General features: G+C 52.6%; 10 protein-coding genes and 2 pseudogenes. 11 read left to right on the forward strand and 1 reads right to left on the reverse strand.

Annotated features, from left to right (window positions below):
- Positions 1–3 precede the first annotated feature (3 nt).
- Positions 4–996 (forward strand): FecCD family ABC transporter permease, encoded by a 993-nt coding sequence (locus QPJ95_RS17570; RefSeq protein WP_270921238.1) that lies wholly within the window; start codon positions 4–6, stop codon positions 994–996.
- A gap of 259 nt (positions 997–1255) precedes the next feature.
- Positions 1256–2316: pseudogene (locus QPJ95_RS17575) on the forward strand (IS110 family transposase).
- A gap of 554 nt (positions 2317–2870) precedes the next feature.
- Here the strand turns inward: QPJ95_RS17575 and QPJ95_RS17580 are convergent.
- Complete coding sequence (locus QPJ95_RS17580) at positions 2871–3770, reverse strand: LysR substrate-binding domain-containing protein (RefSeq protein WP_270921184.1); 900 nt, start codon at positions 3768–3770, stop codon at positions 2871–2873.
- A gap of 106 nt (positions 3771–3876) precedes the next feature.
- On the opposite strand from QPJ95_RS17580, the gene QPJ95_RS17585 reads away from it, so the two are divergent.
- The 9 genes and pseudogenes from QPJ95_RS17585 to QPJ95_RS17625 all read left to right on the forward strand — a co-directional run bounded on the left by QPJ95_RS17585 (position 3877) and on the right by QPJ95_RS17625 (position 17234).
- Complete coding sequence (locus QPJ95_RS17585; RefSeq protein ID WP_270921185.1) at positions 3877–5403, forward strand: trimethylamine methyltransferase family protein; 1527 nt, start codon at positions 3877–3879, stop codon at positions 5401–5403.
- A gap of 14 nt (positions 5404–5417) precedes the next feature.
- The gene (locus QPJ95_RS17590; protein WP_270921186.1) at positions 5418–7913 is read left to right on the forward strand and encodes a GcvT family protein; all 2496 of its coding nucleotides are present in this window, start codon (positions 5418–5420) and stop codon (positions 7911–7913) included.
- 311 nt (positions 7914–8224) lie between these two features.
- A pseudogene (locus QPJ95_RS17595) lies at positions 8225–9424 on the forward strand (IS30 family transposase).
- A 300-nt stretch (positions 9425–9724) separates the two neighbouring features.
- Entirely contained in the window at positions 9725–10399 is a 675-nt protein-coding gene (locus QPJ95_RS17600) for an SIR2 family protein (RefSeq protein WP_270921313.1), read from the forward strand.
- Positions 10400–10448: 49 nt separating this feature from the next.
- Positions 10449–11536, forward strand: a protein-coding gene (locus QPJ95_RS17605; protein WP_286018159.1) for an IS3 family transposase whose coding sequence is annotated in 2 segments (ribosomal slippage) — positions 10449–10710 and positions 10710–11536 — 1089 coding nt in all. Because the reading frame shifts where the segments join, the coding sequence is not laid out codon by codon here.
- 205 nt (positions 11537–11741) lie between these two features.
- Entirely contained in the window at positions 11742–12725 is a 984-nt protein-coding gene (locus QPJ95_RS17610) for a hypothetical protein (RefSeq protein WP_270921148.1), read from the forward strand.
- Between the two features lie 738 nt (positions 12726–13463).
- Positions 13464–14252: a hypothetical protein gene (locus QPJ95_RS17615; protein WP_270921147.1), complete on the forward strand. Its 789-nt coding sequence runs from the start codon at positions 13464–13466 to the stop codon at positions 14250–14252.
- The gene (locus QPJ95_RS17620; RefSeq protein WP_270921146.1) at positions 14249–16177 is read left to right on the forward strand and encodes an MFS transporter; all 1929 of its coding nucleotides are present in this window, start codon (positions 14249–14251) and stop codon (positions 16175–16177) included. Before QPJ95_RS17615 ends, QPJ95_RS17620 begins: the two co-directional genes overlap by 4 nt.
- A 64-nt stretch (positions 16178–16241) precedes the next feature.
- Positions 16242–17234 carry an ABC transporter substrate-binding protein gene (locus QPJ95_RS17625; RefSeq protein WP_270921145.1) on the forward strand — a complete coding sequence of 331 codons (993 nt, stop codon included), beginning with the start codon at positions 16242–16244 and terminating at the stop codon, positions 17232–17234.
- Positions 17235–17242 lie beyond the last annotated feature (8 nt).

Here is a 17242-nt window from a genome sequence, read left to right on the forward strand (position 1 = left end):
GCCATGGGCGGCGGGCTGATTGTACTTGTCCTCTCCATCTCAATTGCCGTCAGCGTTGGCGCAATTTCAATTCCCATATCTACGGTCTGGGGGGTTCTTCTGAACAAAATTATCCCCGGAAGCATTCCCCAAGATTGGTCCGCCGGGCGCGAAGCAATTGTCTGGGATATTCGGTTTCCTCGTGCTGTGTTGGCATGTCTTGTTGGCGCTGGCCTGGCAATGGTTGGGGCCAGCTTGCAAGCCGTCACACGGAACCCTCTGGCGGATCCTCATTTGCTTGGAATCTCAGCGGGTGGAGCGTTTGGGGCGATCCTTGCGCTTTTGCACACGGGCATGTTCCTAGGCCTTCTGACTGTGCCTTTGCTGGCGTTCATTGGGGCGTTGGGGGCGACGGTTTTGGTTCTTGCTGTATCTCAATTTGCCTCTGCCACCAGTGCTGACAGACTTATTCTTGCCGGTGTTGCAGTGTCATTTATCATTATGTCACTGGCAAATGTTTTGATTTTTTTAGGTGATCCGCGCGCAACACATACGGTTGTGTTCTGGATGCTTGGGGGACTGGGGCTCGCTCAATGGGGACAGCTCGTTTATCCGCTGGTGGTTTTGTGTTTGTGTGGCACATATCTTTGGCTGAATTCGGCCAATTTGAATGCAATGACCATCGGTGATGAAACAGCATCAACCCTTGGCATATCAGTTAGCCGCTTTCGGTTAATGATCTTTATGACCGGCGCGCTGATCACCGGCGTGATGGTCGCCTTTTCCGGGATCATTGGCTTTGTAGGCCTAATGATCCCTCACATTGTGCGGCTGATGGTCGGAGGAGATTATGCGCGTGTCTTGCCGACAGCCGGTCTATTTGGCGCGATATATCTACTTTGGTCGGACATCATTGCACGCACGATCATGGCACCTGATGATTTGCCCATCGGCATTGTCACCGGCCTGATTGGCGGTGTTTTTTTCGTCTGGCTTCTTCGACGCAGGACGCACTAGATTTGTTATTTCCATGGGGACAATCAACGATGGAATTGAATAACTCTCGTGACTTTGGATAGCACACTTACTGTGCATAGCCGCCGTTGGAGCGGGTCGCAGCGTGGGCCCGCTGTCCGCCCTTCGTGTCGGATGCTGCACCGCGCACCAAGGTCTTAAAGGGGCGAAAAGCAGATGGGTTGGATGGCTCCTGCTCCAACCGGCGTCGCTTGGCGCCATTATGCAGGTGTCGAAATCTGCGAATGAGGGGAGCCACCCAATGCAAGTTACAACAGTTGGCCTCGACCTGGCCAAGAACATCTTTCATGTGCACGGTATCACTGATGCAGGTGAAGTCGCATTCAATCGCCCGTTGCGCCGTGCGCAGGTGCTGGCATTTTTTAAGCGCCTTGATCCTTGTTTGGTCGGGATTGAAGCCTGCGGTACCAGCCATCACTGGGCGCGCGAGCTGAGCCAGGTGGGACATGAAGTACGGCTTATCCCGCCGATGTATGTCAAACCTTATGTGAAGCGCGGCAAGTCTGACGCGATTGATGCGGAGGCTATTTGCGAAGCAGTCACGCGGCCCACGATGCGGTTTGTTGAAATCAAATCGGTTGACCAACAAGCGCTTCTGTCCTTGCACCGGGCACGAAGTCTGATTGTTCGACAACGCACCCAATTGATCAATGCGCTTCGCAGTCTGTTGGCCGAGTTTGGTATCTACATTGCCCGTGGCCTCGCACGGGTGATCAGCTTTGCGCAAAGTGTGGTCGAAGGCGTTGAACTGGAACTTCCCACTATTGCGCAGGACGTGTTCCGCAATCTGTGCCAGCGGCTTGGAGCCCTTCATGAGCAGGTGAAATGGTATGAGACACGTCTGAGATTGGAGGCGAAGCGAGACGCGCGCGTGAGGCTCTTGCAAACAATACCTGGCGTCGGCACTGTCACGGCATCTGCGATCGCTGCTAGCATTGGCGATGGCCATCAGTTCAGGAATGGTCGAGAGTTTGCTGCGTGGATAGGATTGACGCCTGCCAACAAATCGAGTGGTGGGAAAGAGCGATTAGGCCGGATCACCATCCCTCTCGGGACATCGCATGGCGATGCCCTGCCGGGCAGCGGATGGGTGATCAATATCTGCGCCAGCTCCTTGTCGTAGGAATGACATCGCTTGTGCGACAGACTCGATCCCACCCGGAAAGGGCGAGTAAATGGCTAACAGCCCTTTTGGAACGCAAACCAGCACGCTTAGCAACTGTGGCAATGGCGAATAAAACGGCACGGATCGTCTGGGCAGTTTTGACAAAGAATGAGCCGTACACGCCGAGAACAATCTGAAAAGACCTAAACAACACGAGATAGCAAGACCTGCGAAGTGATGGTGCAAAAGTCAGCCGCAACAACCAAGACACCCCGTCGAATGTCCCGGGCGTTATTGCCCGCAAAGCAGAAAGGGACTTGGTTCGCGGAACCCATCCACTGCCCGGCAGGGCATTGCGCAGCAATGTCCCGAAAGGGAGGGCCAGCGGTCAAAACCGCGCAAACAGGCCGGACACAAGACTGCTTCTGACAAATGCGCGGATCACCGCAAAAATGTCTTGCTATGCAGGAGCCATCCACACAGGACCTTCGCTGCGGTCAGCTCCAACGGCGGCTATGCGCAGATTGCGACCTTTGCAAAGTCGGGATCACTCTATACTCAGGCAAGGCGCGAACGGCCCTCAGCCATCGTCGTTCACTTATGTGGTGCCATGCAGCATGAAAAGCGGCCGTCCAGCTCACAAATGCGTAAAATCGGCCGAACGGGGAAAAGCAGCTGTGCTCGGCCTGCGCTAAGCCCTTATAAATCAGATCGAAACAGCAAATGGGGAGTAAGGCGAGCCTGACATCAATTAGCCAGAGACAGCCTGCGCTTTGTTAATCAACCAATCCCCAAGGATGCGGCCCGCGCGCCAGTTCAGCGACTTAGAATTGATCTGCAAATAGTACACGGAATACAGACTTAGGTTTTCCACCAGCGCCGGAACCAGACGGCCATCAGCAAGGTAGGTCTCAATTAACGGGCGGCGGCCAAGCATAATTCCATCTGCTTGGCAGGTCGCATCCAATGCGATGTTCAAACCATCCACTGTCAATCCCGAGGGGACGGTAACACCCGCACTGCAATAAGCCTTGGCCCAGCGATGCCAATCATTGCTATACCCCAACGTATGGATCAATCTTTGCCCGCATATCGCATCGGGGCCAGCAAACGGCCCATGGCGTTCGAGGTAATCCGGGGCGCACACGGGGAAAATTTCGGCGTTCAGCAATTGGCGCATGTTGCCTAACGGTTCAGTGTCCGGTGGAAGCCTCAGGATCTCCAGCTCGCAACGTTGTGTCAGAAACTGGTCAGGCAGAAGGTCGATTGTTCGAATATGGACATCGATTTCCGGGTGCGCCCGTTGAAACTCCCGCAGCCTTGGAGCCAGCCAAATTGTTGCAACGCTGGGGGTGCAGCGCACGGATACAACATTTTTTTCCACCTCGGGAAAAATCTGACCCGTCACCGTATCCAACCTGTCCAGCACCTCGCGCACCACCAAAAAATAGGCCTTTCCGTGTTCACTTAGCGTCAGAGACCGGTTGTGCCGGATAAACAGGGCTGCGCCTAAAGAAGTTTCGAGTTTTCGGATTTGCTGGCTAACCGCCGCTTGCGTCAGATTAAGTTCTTCTGCTGCAAGGGAAAAACTTAGCTTACGGGATGCGGCATCAAAAGCGCGCAGGTAATTCAGCCGGGGGCGCTTAGACATGAACAGGCCTCGCATAAGGTTTTCTAATGCGACCCTGCATGAAACCCAGTTTGACCGCAAGGCTTTCCAACCTCAGGTTTAACACTAGCAAACAAAGTTGGACGCCATGCAGCATTTTTCGTTTCTCGAAGACCACGAAGTCAAACGCATTCACGACGCTTCGCTGGAGATTCTCGCACAGACTGGATTGTTGGTTCGCAACAAAAAGGCCCGCGACCGTTTTGCCGAACATGGCGCAAATGTAGACGAGCCAAACGAAATGGTGCGGATCCCGCCAGAGGTGGTCGAGCGCTATCTGGCGTTGGTGCCACCAACTATCACTCTACGCGGCCGAGATCCGAAATACGACGTGACCTTTCCGCGTAAGCTGCCGGTTGTTGCGACGGCCAGTTCAGCGCCCGATATTGTGGATCCGGTGTCTGGCGTGACCCGCCGTGCGACCTCGGATGACATCGCCCGGATTGCTCATGTCGTGAACGAGCTGGACGGGTTCGACGTATTTTCGATCTCGGTGCTGGCGGACGATGCCCCCGACGGTCATTTCAATCTTTCACGCTTCTACCCGGCGCTTAAAAACTGTCTGAAACCTGTGCGTACATCGGTGGTCAATGTTGAAGAGGCCAAGAAAATCCTGAAACTCGGTGAATTGGTCGCCGGTTCGCCCGAGGCATTTTGGAAAAGGCCGTTCATCAACTTTGGCTATTGCTCTATCGTAACGCCGCTGACGATGGATTTTGACAGTACAGAAAACCTGATGTTCTTTGCCGAAAATGGGATCACGGCTTATGGCACCGTGGCGCCGATGGGCGGGATAAATACGCCCCTGTCACTGCCCGGCATGATGACACTGATCAACGCAGAATGGCTGGCCACCATGTGTCTGGCGCAGATGTCTCGCGCGGGAACTGAACTGATATACAACTTCCTGCCTGTCTTTGCTGACTTGCGCGATGGGGCCTATGCCCCCGGAGCCATCGAAGTGGGCATGATGAACTCGATCGTGTGTCAGATGGCGCGGCGATACAACGTACCGGCAGGTGGGTATTTGGGGCTGACAAACTCCAAGATCTCGGATGCTCAGGCGGGGTATGAAAAAAGCATGTCACCGCTGTTGGGGGCTTTGTCTGGTGTGAATTTTGTGGTCATGGGCGGTTTGCTGGACGCACTGATGTCGCTGGATTTTGGTCAGTTGGCGATCGACAACGAAATTGCCTGCATGATCAAACGTGTACGCGAAGGCGTGACCTTCAACGAAGACACCATCGCCTTGGACGACATCAAACGCATTGGCCCAGCAGGTATGTTTGCCGATGCTCCGATGACGCTGGAAAACATGACCACAGCAACATTCATGCCGGAACTGGCGGATCGCGATCTGCGCGAAACATGGATGGAAAACGGATCCTCTACCATTCATCAGCGGGCACTGAACAAGGCAATGGCGATCTTGTCGTCCCCCAACCACGCTGCTTTGGACGCCGAAACAGACCAACGAATAAAGGCGCATTTCCAAGGCATTGTGGCCGGAGATTCAACCCTTCCCGTCGGATGGAAACCTTTTGCAATCGGCGGTGAAAAACCACAGCGGGCCCGACGTCAGAACCGGCGTTCAAAAAAGAAAATGCAAGTTTGAAGCGGATTAAACACATGACCAAAGCCTTTCCCACATCGGCCCGTATCATCGTCATTGGTGGCGGAGCCATCGGCACCTCGATCGCCTATCACCTTGCAAAGTCCGGCGAACGGGACGTCCTTCTGCTCGAAAAAACCCGTCTGACCGAAGGCGCCACATGGCATGCGGCTGGTTTAGTGGGGCAGTTCCGCTCGCAACAGAACCTGATGAGCCTGATGAACGACTCTGTTTCGTTGTTTGACGGGCTGGCCGCGGACACCGGGCAGGAAATCGGCTGGCGCAAAGTTGGGTCAATGCGCGTGGCTGGCAGTCAGGACCGCTGGCAAGAGCTGTTGAAATCACATTCCGCAGCTCGCGCTGTCGGATTTGATATGGAATTGCTGACACCAAAGGAAGCGCAGGAACTCTATCCACTGATGCAGGTAGAGGATTTGGTGGGTGCGGCTTTCATTCCCGAAGACGGTCATGTTGATCCCTATTCTCTGACCCAGGCCTATGCCAAGGGCATCCGAAAATACGGCGGCCGCGTCATCGAAGGTGTTATGGTGACCGATCTGGTACGTCAGAATAATCGCATCAGCCATGTCGTCACCGATCACGGCACTGTTGAGGCTGACATCGTCGTCAATGCTGCGGGTCTCTGGGCCCGACAGGTTGGCAAAATGGCGGGCGTTGAACTGCCTGCGGGGATCGTGCAGCATCAGTATTTCGTGACTGAAAAAACGTCGGACATCCCAGATGACCTACCAGCGTTTCGCGACCCGGATGGGGGTTATTATGCCAAACCCGAGCCCGGCGCGCTTGCCATTGGCGGCTGGGAACGAACCACAGACAAGGTCAACCCGAAAGAGGGTTTCCCCTGGGAAAACGCCCGCCATCTGTTCGATACCAATATGGACCGGATGGAAGAAGTGTTCCTTCCCGCCGCGCATCGTTTGCCCCTGTTGAACCACTTGGGAGTGCGCACAGTTGTAAATGGTCCGATCCCAATTTCACCGGATGGCGAACCGGTCATGGGTCCGGTATCTGGCCTGCAAAATTTCTTTGTTGCCTGCGCGTTTACCTCAGGGATTGCAGCCTCGGGCGGGGTCGGCAAGGCGGCGGCGAACTGGATTTTGAACGGCGATCCCGGTTTGGATCTTTGGGCGTTTGATTTGCGCCGCTTTGGGCCCTTGCAGTCGGGTCAAAAATTTCTCCACGACCGCGCCGTCGAAAGTTACACAAAATACTACGATATCCATTGGCCCGGCGAAGAGATGCAGACCGCACGGATGGTGCGCCGGTCGCCGATTTATGATCGCCTGAAACAAGACGGTGCCGTTATGGGCTCCAAGTTCGGCTGGGAACGCGCCAATTGGTTTGCCCACAGTGGTATTGCGCAAAAGGATCAATTTGGGTTCGATCGCGCGGGGCAGGCCGAAACGGTTGGACGCGAACACAGGGCCGCGCGCGAGACTGCAGTCCTCACCGATCAGACATCATTCACCAAATTCGAAATTTCCGGTTCCGGTGCCTGTTCCTTTCTTCAGTATCTGGCAGTCGCAAATGTCGACAAGCCAGTTGGTGGCGCCGCATACACACAGCTATGCAACGAACGCGGTGGCATAGAGGCTGATGTGACAATCATACGTCGGGCAGAGGACTGTTTCTGGCTGATCACCGGTTCTGCCTTAGGCGAGCGGGATAGAGATTGGATTGATAGGAATTTGGAAACCTACCGCAAAAAGTTCACAGATGACTGGGTTGCGCGTGGGGAACAATGGGAGCGGTCGAGCCGCCCAGGTGGACCTGATATTCAGATACGAAACATCACTTCTGCGCTGGGGGTGTTGAACATCCAAGGCCCAAAGGCGCGTATGATCTTGCAAAAACTATGCGACGAAGACCTTGGCAATGAGGCTTTTCCGTTCATGACGGCCAAGGACATCCGTGTTGGTTACGCCCCTGCACTTGCGTATCGCGTCACCTATGTTGGAGAGCTGGGTTGGGAATTATACATTCCGACCGAGTATCTAGCCTATGTCTATGAAATCTTGCTCGAAGCGGGCACCGTCGAGGGTCTGATCAACATGGGCTATCACGCGATCGACTCGCTTAGGCTGGAAAAACGCTATTTGGCTTGGGGGCCGGATATCAATTCCGACAACAATCCGTTTGAAGCCGGTCTTCAGTTTCTAATCGACTGGGGCAAGGGCGATTTCATTGGCCGGGACGCCTTGACCAAAATTCGGGAAAACGGGGTGAAACGGAAAATGACTGCCCTGCTGTTGGACGATCCGTTGCCGGTCTTCGGTGGCGAAGCGGTATATTTCAACGGCAATGTTGTTGCGCAAACAACGTCAGGAAATTTTGCTTACACTCTCGGAAAACCTATCGTGTTGGCCTACTTGCCAACTGGGATTGATCTCGGCTCCGGCGTTCTTGAAGTTCAGTCCTTTGACCAGAGATCCGCCGCGACTGCCGTGAAAGGAATACCATACGATCCTCAGCGTGAAAAAATTCAATGCTGATTTAGTCTTTTTCCTTTTGCTGCACGAGGATCGGGAGGGAATGTCATAATTCCTCCTTATAGAATCCTTCCAGCATGGCCCGTCGTGTCATTTGGGAAAACATAGAGTTGCCAGTTTATTTCTCTTTCTAGTGAACGTCGGGAATCGGTAAATCAGAGACCAAATTCGCAATTATAGCGTATGACCGGTTCTCGCCGTTGCTGCATGAGCCGCCTTTTCCGCCGGGCGAGTGAATGAACGTCGTGTATGGGCGGCGGTTTCAACGGGTCGGCGCAACACTTTAGTCTTTATGGAAAGACGGAGTGTAAATCATGGCCTATCGCCGCGGACATTTTTTTACAGATAAACAGAAGTCGGAGATCTGGGATCGTTGGCAACGCGGAGAGTCGATGAGTTCGATTGGACGTGGATTTGATCGTGCATCATCATCTATTTATCCGCTGCTGGCGCGCACCGGTGGTATCCGTCCGCCAGATCGTATGAGGTCCCGTTTGGCTCTGAGTCTGGCTGAACGCGAGGAGATATCACGAGGCCTGACTGCGCAACTATCTGTGCGATCAATTGCGAGATCCTTGAAACGGTCTGCGTCGACCATCAGCCGCGAGATCCGGCGCAACGGTGGTGCCAAACTTTACCGTGCGGCTCAATCAGATGCAGCGGCATGGGCTCGTGCCCATCGGCCAAAGCCCTGCAAACTGGCAGGCAATATCTATCTATGTCCACTGCCCGGCAGTCGATACGAAGTATCGATGAGAGGGGGCGACATCGGCCAAGCTGACCCGCAAATGGTCCCCGCAACAAATCGCAGGTTGGCTGATGCGCGCACATCCCGATGAGGAAGACAAACGGGTCGCCCACGAGACGATCTACCGAAGCCTATTTATCCAGACACGCAATGTACTTAAGAAAGAATTGCTGTCGCACTTGCGGGCGACGCGATCCATTCGTCGCTCTCGCCACGCCACCATGAAGCGCAGCGGCCTTGGCCAAATCAAGGACACTATATCGATCCGACAAAGACCGGCGGATGTGGAAGACCGTGCCGTTCCAGGACACTGGGAAGGCGATTTGATCGCCGGTTCTGGCAACAGCTTCAGTGCCACGTTGGTCGAGCGACATACGCGTTATGTGATGCTGGCCAAGGTTGGCAACAAAGACAGTCACAGCGTTGTTCAGGCGCTGATCAAGCAAGCTCACAAACTACCAAAAGAACTCTACCATTCACTGACATGGGATCGTGGAAGCGAGATGGCGGGGCACAAAAAACATTTACCTTGGCGACTGATATCGACGTCTATTTCTGTGATCCGCGATCACCGTGGCAACGCGGCACGAATGAAAACACCAACCGTTTGCTGCGACAGTACTTCCCAAGGGGCACAGATTTGTCGATACATAGTCAAGCAAAGCTGAGTGCCGTCGCAAGACAGCTCAATGAACGACCTCGAAAAACGCTAGGATATGAGACACCTGCCGAGCGTTTCAATGCATGTGTTGCGTCGACCCGTTGAAACCGCCGCAGATAGCGTACTTTGCAAAGTCACACGAACGGCCCTTAGCCGACGTTGGTAGTATTATCTGATGCTGCAGGGCGGCTGCCACGAAGCATTTGTTCATGCATCGAGCAAAAATGTATGCCATTGAGGACAGCACCCAGTCTTATCAAAAACGATGTGACCTTGCTGATTTCCTGCTGGTTTATCCATTTGAGAGATAAACCATTCTCAGCATATGATTTTCCATAGCGGTTTCGCAGGAAATGATGTTTAAAACGCCTATTCGTAATACGTATAGTAACTGGAGTCATTGCTATGTCCGCCTTTGGTGATCCCGCCACTCAGATGGCCTTTTCGATTCATGAAAATAAGGGCGTCTTCGCATTATTACTGGGTTCAGGCCTTTCCCGTGCGGCGGAAATTCCTACGGGTTGGGAAATAACCACTGACCTAGTTAGACGGATTGCTACCGCTCAGGGTGTCGAGACACAAGGCGACTGGGGCAAGTGGTTTATCGATAATGAAGGTAAAGAACCAAATTATTCTGATTTGTTGGCCCAATTAGCGACGACGCCAGCGGAACGTCGCGCCATTTTACATAGCTATATTGAACCGGATGACGAGGACCGTGAAGAGGGGCGGAAGGTTCCAACTGCTGGTCACAAGGCGATAGCAAAACTAGTTCGCGATGGACATATCAGAGTTATTGTAACGACGAACTTCGATAGGCTTATGGAAAACGCCCTGCGCGAAGTTGGGGTAGAGCCTACCGTGATTACTTCTCCTGACGTTTTAGAGGGGGCTGAGCCGCTAACCCATAGCACGTGCTATATTTTGAAGGTTCACGGGGACTATAAAGATGCCCGTATTCTCAACACCGACGACGAGCTAGATGCCTATCCCAAAGCATATAACACGCTGTTGGATCGTATCTTTGATGAGCATGGTCTAATTGTTTGCGGCTGGTCCGGTAATCCCCCCCGAAACTAAGGGGATGTGGAAGTAGAATTTTCTCGGCAGAATGCATGAGGAGATTTTGATGAAGATGACGAGATATAGCGAACCCCAAATTCTTGCGATCCTACGCCAAGCCGAAGGCGGTGTGCCTGTAACGGAGCTGTGCCGCGAGCACGGGATGAGCAACGCGTCGTTCTACAAATGGCGATCAAAATACGGTGGTATGGACGCGTCGATGATCAGCCAAATGAAGGCGCTTGAAGACGAGAACCGGCGGCTGAAAAAGATGTATGCCGAGATGAGCATGCAAGCAGAATTACTGAAGGAAGCCCTGGGAAAAAAGTGATCCGGCCAGCCTTACGACGGGGTCTGGCCGAGAAAGCGGTGGCGCGCCACGGTATCAGCATTGCGCTGGCCTGCCGCACGTTTGATGTCAGTGAGACGTGCTATCGTTACAGCCCGCTCTTGAGCGATGAGAACGAAGAGATTGCCGATCTGCTGGTTGGGCTGACGGCCGCACGGAAGACTTGGGGGTTTGGGCTATGTTTCCTGCATCTACGTAACGTGCAAGGTCATTCGTGGAACCACAAAAGGGTTTACCGGATTTACTGCGAACTGGAACTGAACTTGCGGATCAAACCTCGGAAACGGTTAAAGCGGGACAAACCCGATGCGCTGGCAGTGCCGGACGCCCCGAACATGACCTGGTCGATGGACTTCATGGCGGATCGCCTCGGGGATGGTCGGGCGTTTCGGCTCTTGAACGTGCTGGATGATTTTAACCGCGAGGGTTTGGGCATCGAGGTCGATTTTTCTTTGCCAGCCGAACGGGTTATTCGCAGCCTTAATCGGATCATTGAATGGCGTGGGAAACCAGGAACCATTCGGGTCGATAATGGGCCGGAGTACATCAGTGGTAAGCTGCTGGAATGGGCTGAGAAACAAGGTATTATCATCCAGTACATTCAACCCGGAAAGCCGCAGCAGAACGCTTACATCGAGCGCTATAATCGCACCGTCAGGCATGAATGGTTGGACCAACATATCATCGAAAACATAGAGGAGGCACAGGACTTTGCCACACAATGGCTATGGACTTACAATAATGACCGCCCGAATATGGGCCTCGGCGGCATCACACCCGCAATGAAACTGAAAATGGCCGCGTAAATTCTACGACCGCCCCCTGTTAAAAATGGGGGGATTACCGTCAGGTGAATGGGATCATGCCTTACGCGCTGCTATCTTACGCGTCAGGAATAGACGCTATCCCCTCTTTTGGGCGGCACGGGGCGATCTGAGGGGGCGCGGAAAAGAACTATGTGAAAGCCGAAAGGGCTTAATAGTCCCAATATCGGACGCGGATACCTTCTTTGTGAAGCTAGTAGAACAGGTGGAAACGCTGGCCCAAAGTAAACGACAAAACCCCGTGGGGGTGGATATGTTGGTAAGCCGTGCAAAGCGATATTTGGCTAAGCCTGAGCACCGCATCCAACTATCTGATTTAATTTCTGATGAAGTGGAATGTATCACTGAGCGGCTTGATCAAGATGATATGGGTACACGCGGGAATATGACGCCAGAGGAGTTTCAACGGCGTATAGCTGTCTATGAAGGCGCGACGGAAGGTTTGTCAAAGGTCTGTGGGCTTGTTGGACGTTGGGGGGATCAGGAAAATATTGAGCAAGTAATAGAGGGAATAACTGCGCTGGTGGACCATGCCGAAAGTGAGCGGAGCGGCCTTCGTAGCTTTCTTGAGGTTCGAGGATATCCAGCCGTTTTAGCTTATCAGGGTGCAGCACTAGGGTTGATGAAGTCATCTAATTGGCAGGGATTTAGGAATCTCCTTTTGTCAGAAGTCGATACAGGTAGGCCACAGCCGGAATCTATGTTTAGTGCCGTTTCACCTATGCAATGGAAGGGTGGGGACCGTGACAGGTGGAATAACTACTATGGAACTGGGCAGAACCTATTCGTCCCGATGATAGATAGGCTGCACGACGAGATATTCGCAAGCTGGGGCAAGTCCTTCATGTCATCGATGGGTGGCTTTACAACCGCATTCCTATTGTCTGAAATGTTGACGGCATTTTTTCATTGTGAGGGCATGGACAAGGAAGAGTTTAAGCGACGTTCGGTTGACGCTCAAGAACGCAACAATGGGTTCGTCTGGATGCCTATTGGTCGCGCTTGTTGGGACAGGACGTATCAGGAGCGGGTGCTGCCTAAGTTTGAAAATGAGAATTTCAAAAAAGAGTTGCTAAATGCAGGTTTTTTGAAGGGAGAAGCAGGGTACTTAGACTTAGCGGTGAAAAATTATACCGCGTGCGTCGAGAAAAGCCGTTGGTGGTATAGGTAATAGATCTAAATGACCGCTTCTGAGACCAAGGATTATCATACTGCACTTGCAGCGAATAGCTGCAATCCGCCCGACCAGTAGAAAAGTCACGTCCGCTTTGGGCGGCGGTTAGACGGGTTTGGCACGAATGGCAGGTCTGGGCCGTTCGCTACATTTATGGGTGAGTGAAGTGGTCCAATTTCTGCACCATGCACATTTCGACTAGAAAGGCGGGTTCCGGACCTTCGCTGCGGTCAGCTCCGACGGCAGCAATGCGCAGGTAGTGACCTTTGCAAAGTCGAAGCCTCATGCGTCGCGAGAGTGCATGAACGGCCCATTTCGTCCGTTTGAGGGGCTTTGAAATTTCCGCGTTGCAGCATGAATATCGGTCATTCGGTCGTTATGAGACGAAAATTAGTGCGTGAGGGTTAGCAGATTAACAAAGAAGGCATTTTCTTGCACTTCAACCAGTTTTTAACCCAGCTCAACATGGTGGGCGACTGCAAAAATTTGGTGTGTGATCCCGTACACTGAAGAATTCTGAACTCACCGCCCAAAGCGATCAATTGTTCCTAAATATGTAATGCGACGCGAAGACGCGACGAACAAAACTCGATTGCAAAATTTTTGTTAGGTCAACCATGAACAGCATGATGGTCCTCAATAAGTTTCACAGCGTTCTTGATCCGCGCCATTTAATTGTCAACAGTTAACAAAATCTACCTAAGCCTAGAGTAGATTTTCTAAGGGGAGAAATGGGTGGGACTAGTTTGGCGCATATTAGCTATTGTTGGTCTGGCCAATTTTACAGTTCTGTTCATCTTCGTAGCGCTTGCTACGATGCAATTCGACGCTTTGCTGTCAGGCCTCATTCGCGAACGACTGGAAGTGATCGCCAGCAGGGCGCGAGTTCCCTTTGCTTCGGTTGTTGAATTGGGTCTGCCATTTTCCACAGTGCGAAACGGGCGTGCTGTTCTTGAGGCGTCCAGACAAACCGATCCGGCGATTATTGAAATGTCTATTTTTCAACTAGATGGTAAAGTCTCCCACTCAACCGCAAAATCTAACCATATGGTTCCTCCTGAACACTGGATGTCAGCGCCACGTACAGGTCCTGATCTAAATCTGTTTCACCTTGAAACCAAGTCGGCCTTTATTGTCGGCGCAGATATTGGTGAGACCGGCGATCCCTCCGGCGTACTTGTCATCGTATACTCCAAGCGCCAGGCTCTCGATCAAGTTCGGGCGATGGCAGCCAAACTGGCCTTTGTTGCAGGTGTGATCATGGTGGCCACACTGGTGGTCGGGGCAATTGCATTGCGGTTTGCGTTGATGGAGCACCAAAGAGTGTTTCACGGAATCCTGAAGACTTTCGACCGTTTTGAAAGAGCTTTTTGGCGGGGCTCTAGGACGGGCCGAAAACCAGAAAATGTCAAGGGTTTGGGATTTGAAACTGATCGTTTCTGGGACTTGCTCTGGCAATCTGAGCGCGAATACGAAGCGCGCAAAAAACAGACGCCAAACATGCAAAAAGATACGAACGCATGAGTGCTGCCCTGCAACCTGGGCGTCTGGCGGCACGGCGTGTCGTGCTATGGACTGCTGCGATTGTTGCTTTGTCGCTGATCGTTATGGCTTGGGCGTCAGTTAGGGCCTTCGAAGCGTCAATTGCTCCGGAAATGGAAAAGCGCACGCAGTTGATTGGCAGCACGGTTCGCGAAGAAATTCAGCGTGCACTTGATTTTGGTGTTCCACTTGAGGCGATTGGCGGGGCGAGTAAATATATCAACAGGATTTTACATGATTTTCCAGAAATTGAGCGAGTGACCCTGTTATCAGTCAACGACGAGATCATCGCTTCCTCATCAAGACACGGCGAAGAAGCAACCGCGCGACCGGACAGAAATCAAGTTTCACTTCCTATGCTTAGGCGAAACACAATAGTAGGTGAATTACGTCTGGAGACCGACCCGAAATTTGTCAGTACTCGGCTGCGCGGAGTCATGCTGGATATTCTGGTTTTCGGGCTGGTGGCTATTTTACTGGCGTTTGAATTGGTCATCTTGGTGTCAGCCACAGCGCTTGGAAAACCACTGGATCGGGTATTTCACTTGCTAGAAGAACAAGAAAGTGGAGTTTTTAGCCACGTCATCCCACCAACCGAAGCAGGCGACCTGCGTCGTGTTGCACGACGCTTGTCCGATCGCGCGGTCGATCTGGCCGGACGTGTCGGTATCAGCAAGCGGCTTTCGGCGCTGCCTCAAGCTTATTTCGCCGATATCCGGTTGCCGATTTTCATTTTCTCCACCGCAACTGAAATCAGTGGCGCCTTCTTGCCGCTATATGCACGCGATCTGGACGCCCCTGAATGGATGGCACCAGAAATGGCGGCTACTGCGCCACTTGTAGCCTATCTGATCGCAATGGCGGTAGCAGCGCCGTTGGGTGGGAAGATCGCACAGCGTTTCAGCCCGCGGCGCCTATTCCTTGCGGCGATTCCACTGACTGCAATCGCTATGATTGGTGTCGGGATGGGGCAGTCGGTTATTGCCATTTCTTTTTGGCATGGGGCCATGGCGCTGGTTTATGCTTTTGCTACCATCGCATGTCAGGAATATGCGATCAGAGCAGCGCCGAAATCAGAAATTGCACAGGCAATAGGAGGGTATCTGTTCGTTATCCTCGGTGGTGCCTTTTGTGGGGCCGCTCTCGGTGGAGTTCTGGCTGACAGGCTTGGACCAAGTAACACCTTCTTTGTCGGTGCGGGGCTGGTTGTTATATCTGGCCTTATTGGGGCGAGAATTGTTTCGGCGACGATCGGTAAAGCCCCAAAAAGGGAGGAACAGCCTGTTGCAAAACCCGCCTCAGCCCGCACGGTCTATCGCGACCCAAGATTTATCGCACTCGTTTTTGGTGTTTCCGTGCCGACAAACATGGGGATGTCGGTTTTCATCTGGTATCTGACACCTGTTGTTTTATCCGCACAAGGCGTCAGTATAGCCGATATTGGGCGGGTGGTAATGCTCTACTATCTTGCGCAGGTGCTGATTGGTCCAACCGTAGCAAGGCTGGCTGATGGGCGCGTTGGCAACGTACCCATGTTGATCATAGGGATCACGATTTCGGGGCTGTCCATTACCTCGCTCACTATTTGGGGGGGATTTTGGCCGATGGTAGTGGTTGTTACGCTCTTTGGCTTTGGTCACGCGATGTGTGACGCGACGCAATACGCGCAGGCTATTCGCATCGGCGAGGAAAGTGGACTGGTTGGTGGAGCGGACGCCGCATTGGGAGGGTTGCGTCTGATTGAGCGGCTCGCAGCCATTGCAGGTTTGGTGGCAAGCGTCGTTCTGGTCGAACGTTTCGGTTATGACACGACGATTGGTGTCCTCGGTGTGACAATGCTGTCAGGTGCGATTTTAATGCTACTCTGCAGTAGGAGGTCAGACAAAATGCAATCTTATACCGGTTAAACAACATTTTGCAGATAAAATAGAAAACGGGTTTGTTGTACAAGCCACGGATTGGGGGAATAGGGTGCTGCGTATTTGTCTCTTCACCGCGACGCTTTTTTGGGTAAGCGTTCAAAGCGCCATTTCAGAAGAAAAACTGATCTACGGTGTGTTCTGGGAAGGCTGTGAACATGGCTGCCAAGGCTTTATTGATGAAATAAAGAAGAGTGGATTTCCAGTACAGTTGGAGCTACGCGACGCCGAACAAAACAAAGCTAATCTGCCCAAGTTCATCAGAGAAGCGCGCGAGTTAGACGCCGATCTCGTTCTGACTTACGGCACCAGCGTTACCTTGGGTATGGCAGGTCGCTATGACGATCCAGATGCGGCGGATCGGGTCACCAGTCGGCCATTGGTGTTCATGTATGTCTCTGATCCGATCGGATCAAATATAGTGAAAGGCTTTGACACTAGCGGACGCCCGAATATTGCCGGGACATACAATCGTGTGCCCGAGGCAGCTAATATCAAGACAATTCGCACGATCCTCCCCGAATTTACCCACCTAGGCATGATTTACAACTTTAACGAACGGAATTCGGCACTAAAAGTCGAAGAAATGGACAGACTCTCTGCAGATATGGGGTTTAAACTGACGGCACTCGAAATTGACCCTGGGAATTCCGGTGTGCCTGATCCAGCGCTGATTTCCGAACGAGTGACGGAGTTGGCAGCCGCTGGCGTCGATTTCATCTATCTTGGGTCCAGTTCTTTCCTGCGGATAAACGGCGCTGCCTTTACCAAGTCCGCAGTTGAGAATGGAATACCAATTTTAAGCCCCTACGAAGAGGTCGTTCGCGAAAATGACGCGTTGATCTCCATCGCAGCGCGGGCAGCTGATGTTGGTGAAATCGCAGCACAACAGGCATTGCGAATACTGCGCGACGGCAAATCCCCCGGGGATTTGTCCATCGCACGCGTCACCGATTTTGCTTATGTTGTGAACATGGAAGTTGCGAAGCGACTGAATCTTTTCCCACCTATCGAGTTTTTGCAAATAGCTGAAACGGTAAAGTAATTCAGACT

It is taken from the genome of Parasedimentitalea psychrophila, assembly GCF_030285785.1.
Taxonomy (GTDB): Bacteria; Pseudomonadota; Alphaproteobacteria; order Rhodobacterales; family Rhodobacteraceae; genus Parasedimentitalea; species Parasedimentitalea psychrophila.

Bases quoted from the DNA above. Each gene is read 5' to 3' on its own strand.
- QPJ95_RS17570 (WP_270921238.1), top strand. From the start codon at position 4: ATGGGCGGCGGGCTGATTGTACTTGTCCTCTCCATCTCAATTGCCGTC.
- QPJ95_RS17580 (WP_270921184.1), bottom strand. From the start codon at position 3,770: ATGTCTAAGCGCCCCCGGCTGAATTACCTGCGCGCTTTTGATGCCGCA.
- QPJ95_RS17585 (WP_270921185.1), top strand. From the start codon at position 3,877: ATGCAGCATTTTTCGTTTCTCGAAGACCACGAAGTCAAACGCATTCAC.
- QPJ95_RS17590 (WP_270921186.1), top strand. From the start codon at position 5,418: ATGACCAAAGCCTTTCCCACATCGGCCCGTATCATCGTCATTGGTGGC.
- QPJ95_RS17600 (WP_270921313.1), top strand. From the start codon at position 9,725: ATGTCCGCCTTTGGTGATCCCGCCACTCAGATGGCCTTTTCGATTCAT.
- QPJ95_RS17620 (WP_270921146.1), top strand. From the start codon at position 14,249: ATGAGTGCTGCCCTGCAACCTGGGCGTCTGGCGGCACGGCGTGTCGTG.